We start from the raw sequence: 17,733 nt of genomic DNA, 5'->3' as shown, positions 1-17,733 counted from the left end.
CTGGTTATTAACTCACCGACAGAATTTGGTTTGCTTTATCTGCATCACTTTGGGCGGTTGTAATCACCTTCATGTTCAGATCGAATTGGCGTGCGAGATTGATCATGCTGACCATCGACTCGACAACGTTGACGTTACTGCCTTCCAATGCACCGCCGGCGAGGCGGACATTTGCGTCCGGCGGCGCCTGCGTGCCTGTGGTCATACGGAACAATCCGTCGTCTCCACGCTTCAATGCTTTTTCATCCGGATTGACCAGCTTGATCCGTCCCAGAATATTCACCGCATTCGGTGTCCCGGTGGTCGGAATCGACGACACCGTGCCGTCGGAAGCAATCGCAATGGTGACATCAGGAGGAATGCTGATCGGGCCGCCGTCGCCCATCACGTTCAGGCCGCTCTGTGTTTGCAGAATGCCGTTTTCGCTCAGCTTGAAGCTACCGTTGCGGGTATACGCTTCACCACCGTCGGAACTCTGCACGCCGATCCAGCCCGGACCTTGAATGGCGACATCGAGCGCGCGACCGGTATCTTGAATCGGACCTGCACTGAAATTGGTGCCTGCGGTCGAATCGACCACAAACGTGCGCGTCGCCAAACCCTCGCCAACAACAGGTACTGCGCGAAACGTGTTGAGCTGTTCGCGAAAACCGGTGGTCGTTGCATTGGCCAAGTTGTTGCTGGTATTGGCCTGCTGCTCCAGTGTGTGCTTGGCGCCGGACATGGCGGTGTAGATCACACGATCCATAGTTACCCCTCAATTTGCGTACGGCAGTGTTGCCGTACGCTTCCCCGCTTAAATCAGATAAGTCACATTGTTCAGACTCGGTACTGCTCTTGATACGGCTATTAACGCAAGCTGACCAGAGTTTGCAGAACGGTATCCTGCACCTTGATGGTTTGCGAATTGGCCTGATAAACGCGTTGCGCCACAATCATGTTGACCAGTTCCGTGGTCAGGTCGACGTTGGAGTCTTCCACCGCACGGGCTTGCAACACACCGAACTGACCTGTGGTCGGCGTACCGATCAATGGCTGGCCGGCATCGGAAGTTGCCGTGTACAGGTTGCTGCCCAGCGGCTGCAGACCGTTCGGGTTGGCAAAGTTCACCAGCAACACCTGACCCAGAGTCTTGGTATCGCCGTTGGAGTAGCTACCTTGGATCAAACCGTCCTTGCCGATCGAGAAGCTCGACAGCACGCCTGGCGCTTTACCGTCCTGAGTTTGTGCGACCGGCGCGAATGCCTGACCAGTCTGCGTTGTCCCGGTATAGTCAACCGCGATATTGGAAGGAAAGGTCGCCCCTGGCTTGACGAAGCCAGGCACGGCAGCATTCAGAACGGCTGCGCTAAAGGCTGTGGCGGTAACTGCGCCTGTGCTCAATACGCCGGTATTGGTAAACGCCAGAGTGGTAATCGGAGCTGGCGCGGCATTGGACGGATACGCCACGCCATTGATGGTCGCATAAACAGACCAGTCGGTATTGCCGGCAACTGCTGGAGTTGTTTTCTTCACATAGTACGTCTGTACATTATATGAATTGCCCAAGCTATCGTACATCGTGACGCCAGTGGTGCTGTTATAGCTATTGGAATTTGCCGGGTCAAACGTGGCAACGGTAGGCACCGTAAGACGGGAATCCAGATTCAGGCTCGTGGAAATCTTAGTTGTCGCCGTCGCTGGAATATTCGAGGTATCGATTTTGAGCGGTACCGGATCGCCACCAGTCACCGTGCCCAACCAACCAGTCAGATAGGCGCCTTTTTCACTTGGATTGATGATGTAGCCATTCTTATCCAACTGAAACTGGCCATTACGACCATACATTGGCGACGAGTCGGTCAAACTGCCCTGCATGCGGAAGAAACCGTCGCCGTTGATGGCGATGTCCAGCGGGTTGTTGGTCGTGGTGACGTTACCCTGAGTAAATGCTTGCTGCACGTTCGCCACAGCTACACCGATACCGACGGGTGAGTTACCGGAACGATTCATCGAATTGGCATACATGTCGGCGAATTGCGCCTGTGCCGATTTGAAACCCACTGTGCTGGCGTTGGCAACGTTATTGCCGATGACGTCGAGGCTCTTCGATGCTCCTGCCAAACCGCTCAGGCCTTGTTGAAAACTCATTTGATTCTCCTTGTGCTGGAAGCGGTCAGTCGATTAAAGAATTTGAACTACGTCGGTGGACTTGATAGTCCCGATGTTCGATACGTTCAGCTTGACGCCGTCGGTGCCGGTGCTGACGCTGGCAACAGTACCGAATGCCAGTGCGGTTGCGCCCACGGAGGCACCGGCGCTAGTCGCGGTGACGTCAAAGGTATAAGTGCCGTCTTGAGCCTGGGTACCGGCATCCGTTGCGCCGTTCCAGATGATCGGCACGGTGCCAGCAGCTTGCGAACCCAGATCCAGCGAGTGAACGACATTGCCTGCAGAATCACGGATGGTGATCTTGACGCTGTCTGCTGCGCTGGCCAACTGCACGCCGAAGACCGCTTTTTGCGTTGTAACGTCGTTGCCGCTGGCATCCTTGGACGTATCCGATGTCAGCGTGACGTTGTTGCCCGGTGCCAGGACGCTGTGACCGATCATGTTGGCTGCCTGCAGCGACTGGGACGTACCCAGATTGCTCATCAAAGCTGCCAGCGTTGTGTTCAGTTGGCTGATGCCCGACACGGTCGACAGCTGAGCCAGCTGAGTAGTCAACTGGGAGTTATCCATCGGATTGGTCGGATCCTGATTTTGCATCTGCACCGTCAGCAGCTTCAGAAAACGTTGCTGGATCGCTTCAGGGCTGTTGTCATTCAGGCTGGAAGTAGTGCTGGTCGAAGACGAGGAGCCATTGACGGCCGCCAGCAGATCAGAGGAAACAGTAGTCATGATTAAGGTCTTCCTTAAGAGCCGATAGTGAGGGTTTTCATCAACATATTCTTGGCGGTGTTCATCGTCTCGACGTTGGTCTGATACGAGCGTGAAGCGGAGATCATGTTGACCATCTCCTCGACCGGATTAACGTTTGGCATGGCGACATAGCCATTTGCATCGGCGAGCGGATGCTTGGGGTCGTATGTCAGCTTCGGGGGAGCCTGATCTTCAACGATCTGGTCGACCTTGACGCCGCTGTCAGAAATATTGCCAAAAGGAACCGCCTTGAACACGACCTGCTTGGCCTTGTATGGCTGGCCGTTCGGGCTGGTTGCGCTGTCGGCGTTGGCGATGTTGCTGGCGACCGTATTGAGACGCTGCGATTGCGCGCTCATGGCCGAACCGGCAACATTGAAAATATTAGAAAGAGACATGATGATCAGCCCGGTTGGATGGCGGCGAGCAGCGTCTTGATCTGCCCGTTGACTGCCGTGACGCCTGCTTCATAGCGCACAGCGTTGTCAGTAAATTGGTTACGCTCGACGTCCATGTCGACGGTGTTGCCGTCTACACTGCCCTGCGTAACGGTGCGGTAAAGTAGCGGAGAACCGCCGATACCGCTGTCGCCCGCTGGCTTGCCAGCGATGTGACCCGCCGATGTACGCGCCAGCTCGACCGGCGGAACCTTGGTCGTCTTGCCGTCCATCGCACCTTGCAAGGTCTTGGCGAAGTCGATGTCCCGCGCCTTATAATTAGGCGTGTCAGCATTGGCAATGTTGGATGCCAGCAATTGCTGACGCTGGGCGCGCAAATTCAGCGCCGTCTCGTTGAACCTCAGATAATCATCCAGTTTTGCGACCATCGATTTCTCCTGAATGCGCCCTTCAAAAAGTACGCATTACGCCGATAATGGGATTTAGATACCATTGGATCATACGACCCCACCCAAAACTCGATTGCCCGATAAAGAGATAAAACTATGCCTTGTTCAGCCTTTTGATGAAGGCTGCCGCCATTAGTATTGCTGACACGATGGCCACTCCTTCGGCCACTAAGGTGTTAAAGTTGTTGTTATGAAATTATTCCTCAAAGCGCTGGTGCTGCTTCTGTCTGTCATCGGGTTTTCCGCACTTGCACAAACAGCAACTTCCGAAGCGCCAAATTCACCTCCGCGGCAGAATCTGGCCGCCCTGCAGCAAGTCGCCGAACAGTTCATCAAGATTCAGACCACCGGCCTGTCGGGCACGGTGAACGCAACGGTTGAACCCGTCGACAGCCGCCTCACACTGGCAGCCTGCCCGTCGCCCCAAGCCTTCCTGCCTAACGGTGGGCGCCTGTGGGGCAAGACCACGATCGGCATCAAATGCACCGCACCCTCCCCATGGACGATCTACGTGCGCGCCACGGTGCAAGTCGTTGCAGAATATATTGTCGCTGCCACACCGTTGGCGCAAGGACAAACCATCGGCCCGAACGACATCAGCAAAGTCAAAGGCGACCTGTCAAACTTGCCAAACGGCATCATTACCGATGCATCGCAAGCCATTGGACGCACCGCGAGCATCTCGCTGGCAGCAGGCGCACCACTTCGCCAGGAAACTTTACGCGCAAATCGTGTCGTACAACAAGGACAGTCTGTTCGCATCGTTTCCACCGGTCCTGGATTCCAGATTGCAACTGAAGGACGCGCGTTGAATAACGCCAGCGAAGGCCAGATTGCGCAAGCCCGTACACCCACAGGACAAGTGGTCAGCGGCGTTGCCAGAGCTGGCGGTATCGTCGAAATCAATTACTGATGAGCAACAAGGTTTTGCCGGAGAAAAAGTATTAAAGTTTGCGGAAAAATGTCCGATAATCTATGCAACAGGCGGGCCACAGAGCCCTAACCACTCAAGGATGATGCCGTGAACGTTAATGACGCACTCAAAACTGGCCCGGGCCTACCGGAGATCGCGCAGCCTCAGGCGCGTACCTCCGCTACCACCGGCGCCAAGACTGATACAGTAGGCGCAGACTCTGCCAATGTACAGCTGTCCGCTCAGTACCAGTCACTGGGCGCGAAGGCAGCCGGTCCGACAAGCGGCAGTTTCGACGCTAAAAAAGTTGCAGAAATCAAAGCAGCAATTGCCAACGGCACTTTCCAGGTTGATCCTGAAAAAGTTGCCAGTGGCCTGTTGGATACGGTGAAAAACCTCATCAGTACTCGCAACAAAGCTTAATAAAATGACAAGTACGACTTCGCAATTGCCTTCACAACATCTTGCTCAAGAGAAGCAGGTGACCTCGCGCCTGGTTGCAGCTCTGCAACAGGAACAGATGCTCCTGAGCGGCAATGGCGATGCGGATGAAATTCCGAACGTTATCGGTGAAAAAGCAAAAATCGTCGCTGAAATGGCTGCACTTGCAGATCACCGCCACAAACTGCTGGCCGCTCTCGGATTTTTCGCCAGCGAAAATGGCATGCAAAACTGGCTGGATCAACATGGTACAGATGCCGACAAAAAGCTTTGGGATGAATTGTTCGAAATCGCGCAATCTGCTCGAGAAATTAATCGTGTAAACGGTTTGCTGGTCGGCAAACAGATGGCCATCAATCAAAATGCACTGAAAATTCTGCAAGGCAGAAGTGGCGGCGGCTCACTCTATGGCCCCGACGGCTCGTCCAGTGTACGCACAACCGGTCGTCCGCTCGGCGTAGGTTAAGCTGCCAGCGCAAATGCAAGAGCAGTTAAGTAAAAATAGACCGCTGATGCGGTCTTTTTTATTGCCTGCCTTATATCCGCTCAATGCTCATCCAACCTTCGTCAAACTTCCCTTAACGTGATTCACACATTTGCTAGGGCTTGATCCTCGGAGCACCCTCCGCAATCGGCACCTCCGTCACCTGCTCTGCCAGGCGAGACAAAATCATGACATCCACACGCCGGTTTCTTAAACGCCCTTCCGGCGTGTCATTCGATGCTACCGGCTGATTCGATCCATGTCCCACCGCGGTCAAACGCAGCTCCGCAATCCCTTGATTGCTGAACAGGCGGGCAACAGTGCTCGCCCGCACCGCCGACAATTCCCAGTTTGAGGGAAACACCGAAGTGCTGATCTGGGTATTGTCCGTATGACCTTCGATCTGGATGGCATGGTCATCGTTCTTCAGCACTCTTGCGATGGCAATCAGCGTGTCTTCAGACTCCTTGCTGACTTTGGCGTCACCGGGTGCAAACAGGACATTCGCATTGATTTCGACATTGACGCCGACACTGGTCTGTGTGACCCGCACCTTTCCTTCCTGCACAAGCGGTGCAAGCACTTGCATGATGTCGCGCGCCATGTCGGTCATGCGCTCTTTTTCACGCCGCAAGGCTTCATTGTTGCGTGGCTTTGGGAGGGGAGGAATTTTCGGCGTGGCAGCTTGTTGCGCCCCTTGCCCGCCGGCCTGCACTATTACCGGTGCCGTTGATATCGGCTCTTTGCCGAAAGCATTGATCAGCGAGTCGGCGAGGATTTTGTATTTACCTTCATTGACTTGCGAGATCGCATACATGACCACAAAGAAAGCGAACAGCAAGGTAATGAAGTCGGCGTAGGAAACCAGCCAGCGCTCATGATTCTCATGCTCTTCTTCATGTTTTTTGCGTGCCATGGACCCCGCCGTTTTTTACGCGTTTATACGTTGCTGCGTTGATGCGCTTATGCGTTCTCAAAGTAGGACTCGGCCCGCTCCTGAATAACGCGCGGATTGTCGCCGCTGGCGATGCCGAACAAACTGTCGGCCACCATCTCTCGTTTGAGAACTTCCGCCGCCAACAGTTCTTTCAGTTTATTGCCAACCGGCAAAAAGAACAAATTGGCGAGGCCTACGCCGTAAATCGTGGCAACGAACGCCACTGCAATCCCGCCGCCCAGACGTGCTGGATCAGCCAGGTTCTCCATGACATGGATCAGCCCCAGTACAGCACCAAGAATACCGATGGTCGGCGAATACCCGCCGGCGGCTTCCCAGATCTTCAACGCCTGGCGCTGCCGGGTTTCGTATGTGGAAATATCGATTTCGAGAATTTCCAGCAGCTTGGCCGGTGTGATGCCATCGATCAGCAGACGAAGCCCTTTCTTGATGAAAGGATCATCCGTGTCATTCATATGCTCTTCCAGATGCAGCAAACCCTCGCGACGCGAGATGGTGCTCCAGAACGAGATATTGTCGATCAGTTTGCGGAAGTCGTGAACAGGGGGAGAAAATACCGACCCGAGCAATTTCACGCCACGCACGAAATTGTCGAGTTTGGTTTGCAAGAGGACAGCACCGACAGTACCGGCAAAAACAATCAAAAATGCAGTCGGCTGCAATAGGGAACTGAGGTGACCGCCTTCTAACACTTGCCCCAGGAAGATGCCTCCCAGAGCCAACGCTAAACCGCCTATGCTACTCCAGTCCACGCTTGCTCCCTCAAGGTCGAGCGCATGCGAGCAATCGCCTGACTATGCAACTGGCATACGCGCGACTCAGACACGCCCATGACGGCGCCGATTTCTTTCAGGTTCATTTCCTGCTCGTAGTACAGGCCCATCAGGATCTTTTCACGCTCAGGGAGAGCTTTGATCGAATCGATCACGGCTTCACGGAAACCGCCGTTGATCAGATTTTGCAGAGGGTCGTCGTTCTGGCTGGTCTGATAGCGATCGAGGAAATGTTCATGACCGCCTTCAGCATCATGAAAGTCTTCGTAATAGATCAATTGATGGCCGCCGCATTCGGTGAGCATCTCCTGATATTCGTTCAGACTCATCTTGAGCTGTTTGGCGACTTCCGTTTCTTGTGGCGGTCGTCCCAACTGCTGCATCAGAACATGAATTGCATCTTCGATCTTGCGTGTGCTTTGACGAATGCTGCGCGGCAGCCAATCGCTGCTGCGCAACTCGTCCAACATCGCGCCACGGATACGCTGTACGGCATAGGTTTCAAACTGCGCGCCATGCGTTTCTTCATAGCGATTGACGGCATCAAGCAGACCTATCATGCCTGCCTGAATCAAGTCGTCCACTTCCACACTTGGAGGAAGCTTTGCCTTCATCTGATGCGCCAGCTTCTTTACCAGCGGCGCATGCAGCTGCAGCAATTGATTCTTGTCCGTCTTGCCATTGACGTTATACATAACACGTCATACTCCGAGACTTGCACCATCGGTTGCCATACCGTACGTGCCTTTGGTGAGATTGGAAAGCGAGAACTGATTCGCCAAACGCTTGAACGCTACTGTTGCGCCGGTCAGAGGGAACGCCTCCAACACGGTACGGCCCTGCCCCGAAGCGCGACGAATATGTTCGTCGGCCGGGATCGAACCCAGGAAATTCAATTGTGCAGCCAAATAACGGTTAGCCGCCTGCGCCATGTTTGCAAACACCATCTGCGCTTCCGCATCAGAACCACCCGTCACCAACAGGTTAAACGGACGACGGCCGAGGCGATCACTCAGACTCTTGATCAGGACGTAAGCTGCCTTGATGGAATTGGGGCCAGTCGACATGTGCACGACGATCTCGCCCATCTCCATTGCCGGTACCGGCAATACGTCATCGTCATTCAACTCGCCATTGACGAGTGTAATGTCCGACTCGGCAGTCAGCGCATCGAAAATTTCAGCCAGGCGCGAAGCTTGCGGATGCGTTGCGGCAGAGACATTCTTACGCGACAGACGCGCCAACGCAAAACCCTCCGGTACCAGTCGCACTGCCTCGTCGAGATGACGTTCCTGACGTGCGACATCCAGCAGGCTGGCTACCGTCATTCCGCCAAAACGGGACAAGATGCTCGATGGCGTCATGCATGCATCGACCAGCAAGGCGTTGCAGTCATTCGCGGCAAGAGAAGCCGCCAGATTGATCAGCATCGCGCCTTTTTCGTCGTCGGGAAGCACCGAGAAAAAACTGAATACGCGCGGCGTCGGACGCTCCAGCATCCGGCGCAGTCCTTCCGCTTGATCAACATCATAGCTAGCCAAGGATCACCTCCCGCAGGCTTTTGTCATTCATGGCCGTTGCTGTCGGTCCGACAACAACCGGCAACTCAGCATCCTGAAACTCGAACGGCGCGGTTTCACGTTTCAGTTTAAAGGCTCGGTCAGCCAGATACAACTTGTTGGCGACATGCAAGTCTTCTGGAACGCGCTGACCGTTGGCAACGTAATACAGATTCAACTTTTGACGGATGACAACATCGAGCACGTTGCCGATGGTCGCTGCTTCATCGAGCTTGGTGATGATGCAGCCTGCCAGGCCATCGCCGGAGTACGCACTAACAACTTCGTTGAGCGTGCCACCGGTTGCTGTTGCATTGAGGCAAAGCAGACGTTTGATCTCGGTACCCGCACCGGACAACATGGCTGCTTGTTCTGCCACCATCTGATCGCGCTGGCCCATGCCCGCTGTATCGATTAGGACAGTATGTTTGCCGCGCAGTTCGTCCAAAGCAATACGTAAATCAGCTTCATCTTTCACCGAATGCACCATGACACCGAGAATCTTGCCGTAAATGCGCAATTGCTCGTAGCCGCCGATACGATAGCCGTCGGTCGTAATCAAGGCCAATTTGCCGGGACCGTGACGCATTACACAGCGCGCAGCCAGTTTGGCCGTCGTGGTCGTTTTACCAACACCGGTTGGACCGACCAGCGCGTAGACGCCACCTTCCTCCAACAACTCGTTCTCGTTGGCCATAGTCATCAGATTCTTGGCCAGTACCGACTTCACCCAGAACATCGCATCTTGCGACTTTGGATTCTGCGGCAGGTTTTCCGTGATCAGACGCGACAGGCTGGCGCTGAAACCGGCGGCCAGCATTTCACGCATGATGGCGGCCTTGGCCGGTTCACGCTTTTGCGTGCCGCCCCAGGAGATTTCTGCCAGCTGGGTTTCCAGCACGCCACGCATGGAACGGATTTCCGTCATCACATCGGACAGAATTTCGTCGTAATCCTTGCCATCAAATTCAGCCATGATGGGCGACTGCTTGGGACGCTGTGGAGACGCCGTAGGTGCCGATGACGCTTGTGCAGGACGCTGTTGTTGCGCAGCCTCTTGCTGCTCCTTGGCACTGGCGCGGGCAGCATTGCGGGTGCGCCATACGCGCGCTTCAGCCTGTGCAGCACTGTGTTCGATGGCGCTCGATTCGACACCAAGTCCCTGATGCTCGACACGGCGTGGCGCGGCAGCTTGTGGCTGCGCCGGCTGCGCGGGAGGTCGTCGCACGGCCGGTCGCGGCATCGCGTCCTTGGCCATGGCTGGCACGACCAGCGAAGACATGTCTTCGTTCGCCATTGCCAGAATCTCGACACCGTCGTCGATATTGCGATTGGAGAGGATGACCGCATCCGGACCAAGCGCTTCGCGAACCTGGCGCCATGCATCGCGCGACGAACCTGCAATAAATTTTTTAACGTTCATGCTTGCCCTCCAACTAGGCTAGTAACTTTAATCGTTTTCGAATCAGGAACTTCAGCGTGCGAAAGCACCCGGAGCTGCGGCATGGCACGTCGCAGGAAGCGCGACAGCAATGCCCGTAATGGTGCGGGAACCAACAATACCGGGGTTAAACCCAACTGCTCTTGATGACGTGCTGCATTCTCTGTTTGTGTAATCAACGCATCGGCCAGACCCGGCTCGATACCGGCGCCTTCCGGACCACTGGCTTGCATCGCCTGCATCAGCAAGCGTTCGAGCTTGCCGTCGAGCGCCATCACGGACAATTCGGCTTCGGTCGGGAAAATCTGCTGAATGATCGCGCGGCCCAAGGCAATGCGCACGATGGCAGTAAGTTCGTTCGGTTCCTGCACCCGCGCCGCATTCTCGGCCAGGGTTTCGATAATAGTCCGCATATCCCGAATATGCACGCCTTCGATGAGGAGGTTTTGCAACACTTTCTGTACCGTACCCAAAGGCAACAGCTTGGGCACCAGATCTTCGACCAGCTTCGGCGCATCTTTGGCGATATGGTCGAGCAGTTGCTGGACTTCCTGACGACCGAGCAATTCGGCGGCATGCAAGGTAATGAGGTGATTCAGGTGAGTGGCGATCACGGTGCCGGTATCGACTACGGTGTAGCCCATGGTTTGCGCCATTTCGCGCATGCTGCTTTCAATCCAGACGGCCGGCAGACCAAACGCAGGATCGCTGGTCATCAGACCAGGCAATGGGCCGGTCACCATGCCCGGGTTGATCGCGAGGAACTGGCCGAAGGTAGCTTCACCCTTACCGATTTCCACACCTTTCAAAGCGATCCGATATGCCGATGGCTTCAACTCCAGATTGTCGCGAATGTGTACTGGAGGCGAGAGGAAACCGACTTCCTGTGCGAATTTTTTACGGATTCCTTTGATGCGGCGCAAGAGTTCGCCACCCTGCCCTTTATCTACCAGCGGAATCAGGCGGTAGCCGACTTCCAGACCCAGTGTGTCGACAGGCAGAATATCTTGCCAGGTCGCTTCTTCAATTTCAGGCGCAACAGCAGTCGGTGCGGGCATTTCGGTCTGGACGGTTGCTTCCTGGATCCGCTTGTTTACCATGTAAGCAGTGCCTGCCAGTATGCCCGCCAGCAAGATGAACGCAATATGCGGCATGCCCGGAATCATGCCCATGCCGCCGATGATGATGGCGGTCAGGTACAGCACTTCCGGTTTGGCAAACAACTGATTGATCAGCTGACCGCCGACGTCCTGATCGTTGGCCACGCGAGACACCACCACACCGGCTGCAGTAGAGATGATCAGCGAAGGAATCTGCGCAACCAGACCGTCACCGATCGCCAGCAAGGTGTAATTCTTGAGCGCCATGTCGAATGCCAGATCATGCTGGATCATACCGACGACCAGGCCACCCACGATGTTGACCACGGTAACGATAATGCCGGCGACGGCATCACCGCGTACGTACTTACTGGCACCGTCCATGGCCCCGTAAAATTCTGCTTCCTGAGCGACTTCCTTACGACGCGCACGCGCTTCAGGCTCACCAATCATACCGGCGTTCAAGTCAGCATCGATCGCCATCTGCTTACCCGGCATCGCATCCAACGTAAAGCGTGCGCCCACTTCTGCGATACGGCCAGCACCCTTGGTGACGACGGTGAAGTTAATGATCGTCAGGATGATAAACACCACGATACCGACGGTATAGTTACCGCCGATCAGGAAGTGGCCGAAAGCTTCGATCACCTTACCTGCGGCGTCCGGACCAGTGTGACCTTCGGTCAACACGATGCGCGTGGAAGCGACGTTAAGCGACAGACGCAGCATCGTACTGACCAGCAGCACGGCCGGGAAAGCCACGAAGTCCAGCGGTTTGACGGTGTACAGAGCAGTCAACAGAACGATGACCGACAGCGAGATATTGAAGCTGAACAGAATATCGAGTGCGAACGCCGGCAGCGGCAGCACCATCATCGCCAGCATCATGACGATCAGGATAGGTGCCGCGAGTGCCTTGGTATGCTTCACCGGCACCCAGGCCGGCAGTTTCATGCTGCTGAGATTATTTAGATTCATCGTGCTGCCCTAGCTCGAATGGCAGCAATTGCAGCCTTGCGTTTGTACAAAGGATCGTCCATTTCTTTCGGCACATCCAGATCATGCGGCTCTTCCGGACGGACACCACCGCCTGCACCATAGGTGCGCAGCTGGAAGATGTAGGCCAGTACTTCAGCCACTGCGGTATAGAGCGCTTCAGGGATTTCGTCACCGATTTCAGTGTGGTAATGCAAGGCACGTGCCAATGGCGGCGCCTCAAGAATCGGCACTTTGTGTTCGCGCGCGAGTTCGCGAATCTTCGCGGCAACAGCTTCGGTGCCTTTGGCGACCACGGTCGGTGCAGACATCGAACCTTCGCTGTACTTAAGCGCCACGGCAAAGTGCGTCGGGTTGGTCACGACAACGTCGGCAGTCGGCACATTGGACATCATGCGGCGGCGTGCGGCGGCACGTTGCAGAGCACGGATCTTGCCCTTGATCTGCGGATTACCGTCGGATTCCTTGTGCTCGTCCTTGACTTCCTGACGAGTCATCTTCAGCTTGCGGTTGTAGTTCCACAACTGATAAGGCACATCGATCACGGCAATCACGATCAAGGCGCACACCATCATCATGAAGCTGGACCACAGCAGATGGGGCATGTGACTGCTGCTGCTCTGAAGCGATTCGACGCTGAGGTTCAGCACTGCATCGATATGGCTTTTCATCGCAAGCCAGGCAACAGTCCCTACCAGGACGGTCTTGAGAATGCCTTTGCCCAGCTCGACCAGCGAATTGATGGAAAACATGTTCATGAATCCCGAGATCGGGTTCATGCGGCTGAATTTGGGAACCAGCGAGCTGCCGTTAAACAACCAACCGCCAAGAATTAAAGGGGATGCGACTGCTGCCAGCGTCATCATGAAGGCGACTGGAATCATCGCAACTGCGATTTCCATGAAGTGCCCACTAAGGTGATTGAACAACAATACCGGGTCGTAGGCCATCTCGCGCTCTAAGGTCATGCTGGACACCATGATGCGGTTCAGACTAGTGACTAGCGGGCCCGTGAACATCCAGATCGTACTGCCGCCGATCAACAATGTGACGCACGTAGCCATCTCGCGCGAGCGCGGCACGTCGCCTTGCTCACGCGCTTTTTCAACACGTTTGCTCGTGGGCTGTTCGGTCCGTTCCTGATCGCTATCTTCGGCCACTGCCGCTCCCCTGTATTGCTTCTTTCCGCTTGTAAGGACGGAATTTTGAGACTATCAGGGAGGATTATTGGCGAGGGCGACCTCAAATCATCGCGAGAACAAGGGGCGAAACGCCCCGTATTTCGGGAGAGGAAAAGCACGCCAAGTCTGCCTTCAGAGGGAGAATGGCAGAAATATCGGAGGAGAAAACCTGCACCGGGCTGAAATTTACATCTTGCCCGGTGAGGCTTACAGCAGAATTAACTAATAAACAACAAAACGACAAGTTCAACCCGAGTCGGATTAAGCCGACTCAGAAACCCAGGCTTTCCAACAAGTCATCAACCTGGCTTTGATTGGCAATGACATTTGTACCGGTCGGGTTGATCTGCGGCCCGTTGAGCAAGCCATTATCTTCACGCTTCGCTTCCGGCGGCGAATAATCGACCAACAGCTGCACCAACTGACTCTCGATGTCGTGCGCAAGCGCCGTAACGCGCTTGATCACCTGCCCTGTCAGATCCTGGAAATCCTGCGCCATCATGATGTCCAGCAATTGCTGCTTGGTCAGCGTGACATTTTCGCGCGTGGAATCGAGGTACAGCTGAGTCTTTTCCGCCATTGCACGGTACGCCGCTTCCGAAAAACCAGCGTCAGTGACAGCCTTCCACTCCGCAGCAAGGGTGCCGGCACCGTCGCCGATCGCATCCTGCATCGGGCCAGCGGTTTCGGTAGCTGTGAGCACGCGCTGCGCTGCCTTTTCGGTCATCATCGCCACATACTCAAGGCGATCACGCGCGTCGGGCATATCACTCGCGGCTTTTTCCAGCAAACGGTCAAATCCCAAGCCGCGCAAATTATCATGCAAGCTGCGCGTCATGTGGCCTATTCGGACCAGGAACTGATCTTGCTGATCCGCACCCGGAGGTGCCGCTTCCGCTCCCGGAGGAACTGCTCCTTGGGACGCAGTATCCACGTTAGCCTCCGGCATCCATCTTTTCGAAAATCTTGCCGAGCTTTTCGTCCAAGGTAGCGGCCGTGAATGGCTTGACCACATATCCATTGGCACCGGCTTGCGCAGCGGCAACAATATTTTCTTTCTTGGCTTCTGCCGTCACCATCAAGACTGGCAGCTTCGACAGCGCCGGATCTTTACGGATTTCCTGCAACATGGTCAGACCGTCCATGTTAGGCATGTTCCAATCGGAAACCACGAAGTCGAATTGATCGCTGCGCAGCTTGTGCAATGCCTGCACGCCGTCTTCGGCTTCATCCACGTTGGTGTAACCCAGCTCTTTGAGCAGGTTCCGGACGATGCGGCGCATCGTGGAGAAATCGTCTACAACGAGAAACTTGGTATTTGGGCCTGCCATGACTATTACTCCATTGAATCAAAACAATTGTTGACGATAACGACACTAATACAGCGAAACTTGAGGCCCTGTCCTACAAAATCTACGCATTTTCCACTGCGCTACTACTGAGCATCTTATTCTGCGATGGGCTGCATGGTACTCGAACTACACCCGCAATGCACGGCTGCCGTGTTCGGCAAGATAGCTCATCACCCGGCCTGGCATGGCCTGCAGAGACAATACCTCATGCGCACCACCGACGGCAATCGCTTCACGCGGCATGCCAAAGACAACGCAGGACGCCTCATCCTGCGCAAAATTGTAGGCACCGGCATTGCGCATTTCCAGCATGCCAAGCGCGCCGTCCTTACCCATGCCGGTCAAAATCACACCCAAGGCGTTCTTGCCGGCGCAAGCTGCCGCCGAATTGAACAGCACATCGACCGACGGCCGGTGACGATTGACTGGCGGCCCCTGATCAAGCTGAGTCATGTAATTGGCACCACTGCGCACAAGCTTCAGATGCGAATGCCCCGGTGCGATGTAGGCATGGCCCGGCAAGATACGCTCGTTGCCGGCAGCTTCCTTGACCGAAATCTTGCACAGATTGTCCAGACGCTGCGCGAACGAGCGGGTAAAACCTTCCGGCATATGCTGCGTGATCAAAATACCCGGACAATCTGATGGCATCTTGATCAAAAATTCCTTGATCGCCTCGGTTCCGCCGGTGGAGGCGCCGATGATGATCAGTTTTTCGCTCGATAGTAGTGGATTGCGCATCTGTGGCAGCGGCTCGCCGCCTCCGGTCTTGTGCGCATCCGGATGGGGAATCGCGCGCGGACGAATACTTGCCTTCGACGCCGCACGAATCTTGTCGGCGATCATGTCAGTGTATTCCTGCATGCCACTCTGAATCGAAATCTTTGGTTTGGTAACGAAATCGACTGCGCCCAATTCCAGCGCGCGCAAGGTGATTTCCGAGCCGCGCTCGGTCAGCGACGAGACCATCACCACTGGCATCGGCCGCAAACGCATCAGTTTTTCGAGGAAGTCGAGACCGTCCATGCGCGGCATTTCAACATCCAGCGTTAACACATCAGGGTTGGTCTGCTTGATCAAATCACGCGCGATGATAGGGTCAGGGGCCACGCCCACGACTTCCATATCTGGTTGGCTGCCGATGATCTCTTTCATGACGCTACGGATCAATGCCGAATCGTCAACGATCAATACTTTTATTTTCATACGATCAGTACTTTCCAGAAACTTGCTTCTGCGCGCAGGCGCAAAAGCCTATATACCATTGTACAACTCGCCCTGCAGGGAGCAAGCCCGACTTTAAAACAAGTCGACCGCGCCGCCAATCGGTTTCGTAACCAGCTTGCTGGCGTAGTCCTGTTCGCGGTTGACCAGCGTATTGTTGTGCAGTTGTTTGAGTTTTTTAACCAGCACTTTGCCGGTCCGCGGAAAAAAATACACCTTGCGCGGCCAGATGTCATTGAGATCTTCGGCCACGACGCGAATATTTTCCGCCTTCAGATAATCCCGGACAAACTGTGCATTGCGCTCGCCAACGTTGATGGCGATGAAGCCGCGCAATACATTGCCGCCGCCAAACACTTTCGCCTCCAGGTTTTCACGCCGCGCGCCTGCCTTGAGCACATCGTTGATCAGAATTTCCATCGCATAGGTGCCATAACGCATCGATGCCGAAATCGGGCTGTCGCCATCGCCGCTGTCGGGCAACATGAAATGATTCATCCCACCGATGCCGGTGACGCGGTCGCGGATGCACGCCGACACACACGACCCCAGTACGGTGACGATCATCATGTCTTTATGCGTGAAATAATACTCGCCAGGCAGTATCTTCGCCGCGTCGCAGTCGAAGGTACGGTCGTAATAGACGTTGGATGCGAATTGATCCTGGCCTTGGGGGCTCATGATTTATTTCCCCACTTTGCGTTGAGACGCAGCATTGAGTTCGTAGACAGTCTTGCCCTTCAACTTCAGCGCGTCGGACACGTACAAGAAATTCTCCGAATGGCCGGCAAACAACAAGGCGTGCGGCTTCATCAAAGGAACAAAGCGAGACAGAATCTTGCTCTGTGTCGGCTTATCGAAATAGATCATCACGTTACGGCAAAAAATCACGTCAAATTGTCCTTGCACCGGCCAACTGTCGCCCAGCAGATTCAGTTGTTTGAAGGTGACCATCTTGCGCAGCTCCGGACGTACGCGGACGTACCCTTCCTGATTACCCTTGCCGCGAAGGAAGAATTTTTTCACTCGCTCGGGCGACAGCTTGTCGATGCGTTCCATCGGATACACCCCGTTTGCCCCTGTCGCCAGCACGTTGGTGTCGATATCAGTGGCAATGATCTGTGCCGGCGGTGTGAGGCTGCCGTAGGCCTCACACAGTGTCATGGCAATGGTGTATGGCTCTTCGCCTGTCGATGCGGCGGAACACCAGACCGTAACCGGCTCCTTCAGGGTTTTGACGAAATCGGCAAGGATGGGGAAATGATGCGATTCGCGGAAAAACGACGTAAGATTGGTGGTTAGCGCATTCGTAAAAGCTTCCCATTCATCTGCATCGCCGCCTCGCTCCAACAAATCCAGATACTGCACGAACGAGCCGATACCGGTCGCGCGCAGGCGCCGAGCCAGCCGGCTGTAGACCATTTCCTGTTTGCTTTCTGCAAGGGCGATGCCGGCGCGCTTGTATATCAGGTCGCGGACCCGGTCAAAATCACGATTGGTAAAATCGAACTCTTTGACAGAATCAAGCTTATTCTGTGGCGCAGGTTTCAAGTTGATTTTCCT

The 17,733-nt window shown here is 55.0% G+C and carries 20 protein-coding genes; 3 read left to right on the top strand and 17 right to left on the bottom strand.

Annotation, left to right across the window (positions count from 1 at the left end; translation table 11 throughout):
* Positions 1–7: 7 nt before the first annotated feature.
* The 5 genes from flgF to flgB form a co-directional block, all read right to left on the bottom strand.
* The gene (gene flgF / locus PQR63_RS03545; protein ID WP_408165691.1) at positions 8–748 is read right to left on the bottom strand and encodes a flagellar basal-body rod protein FlgF; all 741 of its coding nucleotides are present in this window, start codon (positions 746–748) and stop codon (positions 8–10) included.
* 101 nt (positions 749–849) lie between these two features.
* A complete protein-coding gene (gene flgE / locus PQR63_RS03540) occupies positions 850–2,130 on the bottom strand; it encodes a flagellar hook protein FlgE (protein WP_408165689.1) in 1,281 nt (426 codons plus the stop codon).
* Between the two features lie 33 nt (positions 2,131–2,163).
* Positions 2,164–2,880, bottom strand: coding sequence for a flagellar hook assembly protein FlgD (locus tag PQR63_RS03535; protein ID WP_408165687.1), 717 nt, complete (start codon positions 2,878–2,880; stop codon positions 2,164–2,166).
* 14 nt (positions 2,881–2,894) lie between these two features.
* Positions 2,895–3,302, bottom strand: a complete 408-nt coding sequence (flgC, locus tag PQR63_RS03530) for a flagellar basal body rod protein FlgC (protein ID WP_408166132.1) — start codon at positions 3,300–3,302, stop codon at positions 2,895–2,897.
* 2 nt (positions 3,303–3,304) lie between these two features.
* Positions 3,305–3,727: a flagellar basal body rod protein FlgB gene (gene flgB, locus PQR63_RS03525; RefSeq protein ID WP_408165685.1), complete on the bottom strand. Its 423-nt coding sequence runs from the start codon at positions 3,725–3,727 to the stop codon at positions 3,305–3,307.
* Positions 3,728–3,938: 211 nt separating this feature from the next.
* Between flgB and flgA the strand changes: the two genes are divergently transcribed.
* The 3 genes from flgA (at position 3,939) to PQR63_RS03510 (ending at position 5,568) form a co-directional block, all read left to right on the top strand.
* The gene (flgA, locus tag PQR63_RS03520; RefSeq protein WP_408165684.1) at positions 3,939–4,661 is read left to right on the top strand and encodes a flagellar basal body P-ring formation chaperone FlgA; all 723 of its coding nucleotides are present in this window, start codon (positions 3,939–3,941) and stop codon (positions 4,659–4,661) included.
* Positions 4,662–4,769: 108 nt separating this feature from the next.
* Positions 4,770–5,084 (top strand): flagellar biosynthesis anti-sigma factor FlgM, encoded by a 315-nt coding sequence (gene flgM / locus PQR63_RS03515; RefSeq protein ID WP_408165683.1) that lies wholly within the window; start codon positions 4,770–4,772, stop codon positions 5,082–5,084.
* A gap of 4 nt (positions 5,085–5,088) precedes the next feature.
* On the top strand, positions 5,089–5,568 hold the full coding sequence (locus PQR63_RS03510; protein WP_408165681.1) for a flagella synthesis protein FlgN: 480 nt from the start codon (positions 5,089–5,091) through the stop codon (positions 5,566–5,568).
* Positions 5,569–5,701: 133 nt separating this feature from the next.
* On the opposite strand, the gene motD is transcribed toward PQR63_RS03510, so the two are convergent.
* The 12 genes from motD to PQR63_RS03450 form a co-directional block, all read right to left on the bottom strand.
* Entirely contained in the window at positions 5,702–6,502 is an 801-nt protein-coding gene (gene motD, locus PQR63_RS03505; protein WP_408165680.1) for a flagellar motor protein MotD, read from the bottom strand.
* 47 nt (positions 6,503–6,549) lie between these two features.
* A complete protein-coding gene (locus PQR63_RS03500; RefSeq protein ID WP_408165678.1) occupies positions 6,550–7,296 on the bottom strand; it encodes a flagellar motor protein in 747 nt (248 codons plus the stop codon).
* Positions 7,278–8,012: an RNA polymerase sigma factor FliA gene (locus PQR63_RS03495; RefSeq protein WP_408165676.1), complete on the bottom strand. Its 735-nt coding sequence runs from the start codon at positions 8,010–8,012 to the stop codon at positions 7,278–7,280. Before PQR63_RS03495 ends, PQR63_RS03500 begins: the two co-directional genes overlap by 19 nt.
* 6 nt (positions 8,013–8,018) lie before the next feature.
* Entirely contained in the window at positions 8,019–8,816 is a 798-nt protein-coding gene (locus PQR63_RS03490; RefSeq protein ID WP_408166130.1) for a MinD/ParA family ATP-binding protein, read from the bottom strand.
* Between the two features lie 34 nt (positions 8,817–8,850).
* On the bottom strand, positions 8,851–10,299 hold the full coding sequence (flhF, locus tag PQR63_RS03485; RefSeq protein WP_408165675.1) for a flagellar biosynthesis GTPase FlhF: 1,449 nt from the start codon (positions 10,297–10,299) through the stop codon (positions 8,851–8,853).
* Positions 10,296–12,395 carry a flagellar biosynthesis protein FlhA gene (gene flhA / locus PQR63_RS03480; protein ID WP_408165673.1) on the bottom strand — a complete coding sequence of 700 codons (2,100 nt, stop codon included), beginning with the start codon at positions 12,393–12,395 and terminating at the stop codon, positions 10,296–10,298. Before flhA ends, flhF begins: the two co-directional genes overlap by 4 nt.
* Positions 12,392–13,573 carry a flagellar biosynthesis protein FlhB gene (gene flhB, locus PQR63_RS03475; protein WP_408165671.1) on the bottom strand — a complete coding sequence of 394 codons (1,182 nt, stop codon included), beginning with the start codon at positions 13,571–13,573 and terminating at the stop codon, positions 12,392–12,394. The genes flhA and flhB overlap by 4 nt, the downstream gene beginning before the upstream one ends.
* A 292-nt stretch (positions 13,574–13,865) precedes the next feature.
* Entirely contained in the window at positions 13,866–14,543 is a 678-nt protein-coding gene (gene cheZ / locus PQR63_RS03470; protein WP_408165669.1) for a protein phosphatase CheZ, read from the bottom strand.
* Positions 14,530–14,925: a chemotaxis response regulator CheY gene (cheY, locus tag PQR63_RS03465; protein WP_408165667.1), complete on the bottom strand. Its 396-nt coding sequence runs from the start codon at positions 14,923–14,925 to the stop codon at positions 14,530–14,532. The genes cheZ and cheY overlap by 14 nt, the downstream gene beginning before the upstream one ends.
* Before the next feature lie 147 nt (positions 14,926–15,072).
* Positions 15,073–16,152, bottom strand: coding sequence for a protein-glutamate methylesterase/protein-glutamine glutaminase (locus PQR63_RS03460; protein WP_408165665.1), 1,080 nt, complete (start codon positions 16,150–16,152; stop codon positions 15,073–15,075).
* 93 nt (positions 16,153–16,245) lie between these two features.
* On the bottom strand, positions 16,246–16,851 hold the full coding sequence (gene cheD, locus PQR63_RS03455) for a chemoreceptor glutamine deamidase CheD (RefSeq protein WP_408165664.1): 606 nt from the start codon (positions 16,849–16,851) through the stop codon (positions 16,246–16,248).
* Positions 16,852–16,854: 3 nt separating this feature from the next.
* On the bottom strand, positions 16,855–17,721 hold the full coding sequence (locus PQR63_RS03450; RefSeq protein ID WP_408165662.1) for a CheR family methyltransferase: 867 nt from the start codon (positions 17,719–17,721) through the stop codon (positions 16,855–16,857).
* Positions 17,722–17,733 lie beyond the last annotated feature (12 nt).

The organism is Herbaspirillum rhizosphaerae (genome assembly GCF_046025915.1).
Taxonomy (GTDB): domain Bacteria; phylum Pseudomonadota; class Gammaproteobacteria; order Burkholderiales; family Burkholderiaceae_D; genus Herbaspirillum; species Herbaspirillum rhizosphaerae_A.
Note: the sequence above shows the minus strand (reverse complement) of the source record. Positions and strands in the feature narration are given on the sequence as shown.

Bases quoted from the DNA above. Each gene is read 5' to 3' on its own strand.
- flgF (WP_408165691.1), bottom strand. From the start codon at position 748: ATGGATCGTGTGATCTACACCGCCATGTCCGGCGCCAAGCACACACTG.
- flhF (WP_408165675.1), bottom strand. From the start codon at position 10,299: ATGAACGTTAAAAAATTTATTGCAGGTTCGTCGCGCGATGCATGGCGC.
- flgE (WP_408165689.1), bottom strand. From the start codon at position 2,130: ATGAGTTTTCAACAAGGCCTGAGCGGTTTGGCAGGAGCATCGAAGAGC.
- PQR63_RS03460 (WP_408165665.1), bottom strand. From the start codon at position 16,152: ATGAAAATAAAAGTATTGATCGTTGACGATTCGGCATTGATCCGTAGC.
- flhA (WP_408165673.1), bottom strand. From the start codon at position 12,395: ATGAATCTAAATAATCTCAGCAGCATGAAACTGCCGGCCTGGGTGCCG.
- cheY (WP_408165667.1), bottom strand. From the start codon at position 14,925: ATGGCAGGCCCAAATACCAAGTTTCTCGTTGTAGACGATTTCTCCACG.
- flgB (WP_408165685.1), bottom strand. From the start codon at position 3,727: ATGGTCGCAAAACTGGATGATTATCTGAGGTTCAACGAGACGGCGCTG.
- cheZ (WP_408165669.1), bottom strand. From the start codon at position 14,543: ATGCCGGAGGCTAACGTGGATACTGCGTCCCAAGGAGCAGTTCCTCCG.
- PQR63_RS03510 (WP_408165681.1), top strand. From the start codon at position 5,089: ATGACAAGTACGACTTCGCAATTGCCTTCACAACATCTTGCTCAAGAG.
- PQR63_RS03490 (WP_408166130.1), bottom strand. From the start codon at position 8,816: ATGCTGGAGCGTCCGACGCCGCGCGTATTCAGTTTTTTCTCGGTGCTT.
- flgA (WP_408165684.1), top strand. From the start codon at position 3,939: ATGAAATTATTCCTCAAAGCGCTGGTGCTGCTTCTGTCTGTCATCGGG.
- PQR63_RS03535 (WP_408165687.1), bottom strand. From the start codon at position 2,880: ATGACTACTGTTTCCTCTGATCTGCTGGCGGCCGTCAATGGCTCCTCG.
- cheD (WP_408165664.1), bottom strand. From the start codon at position 16,851: ATGAGCCCCCAAGGCCAGGATCAATTCGCATCCAACGTCTATTACGAC.
- PQR63_RS03495 (WP_408165676.1), bottom strand. From the start codon at position 8,012: ATGTATAACGTCAATGGCAAGACGGACAAGAATCAATTGCTGCAGCTG.
- motD (WP_408165680.1), bottom strand. From the start codon at position 6,502: ATGGCACGCAAAAAACATGAAGAAGAGCATGAGAATCATGAGCGCTGG.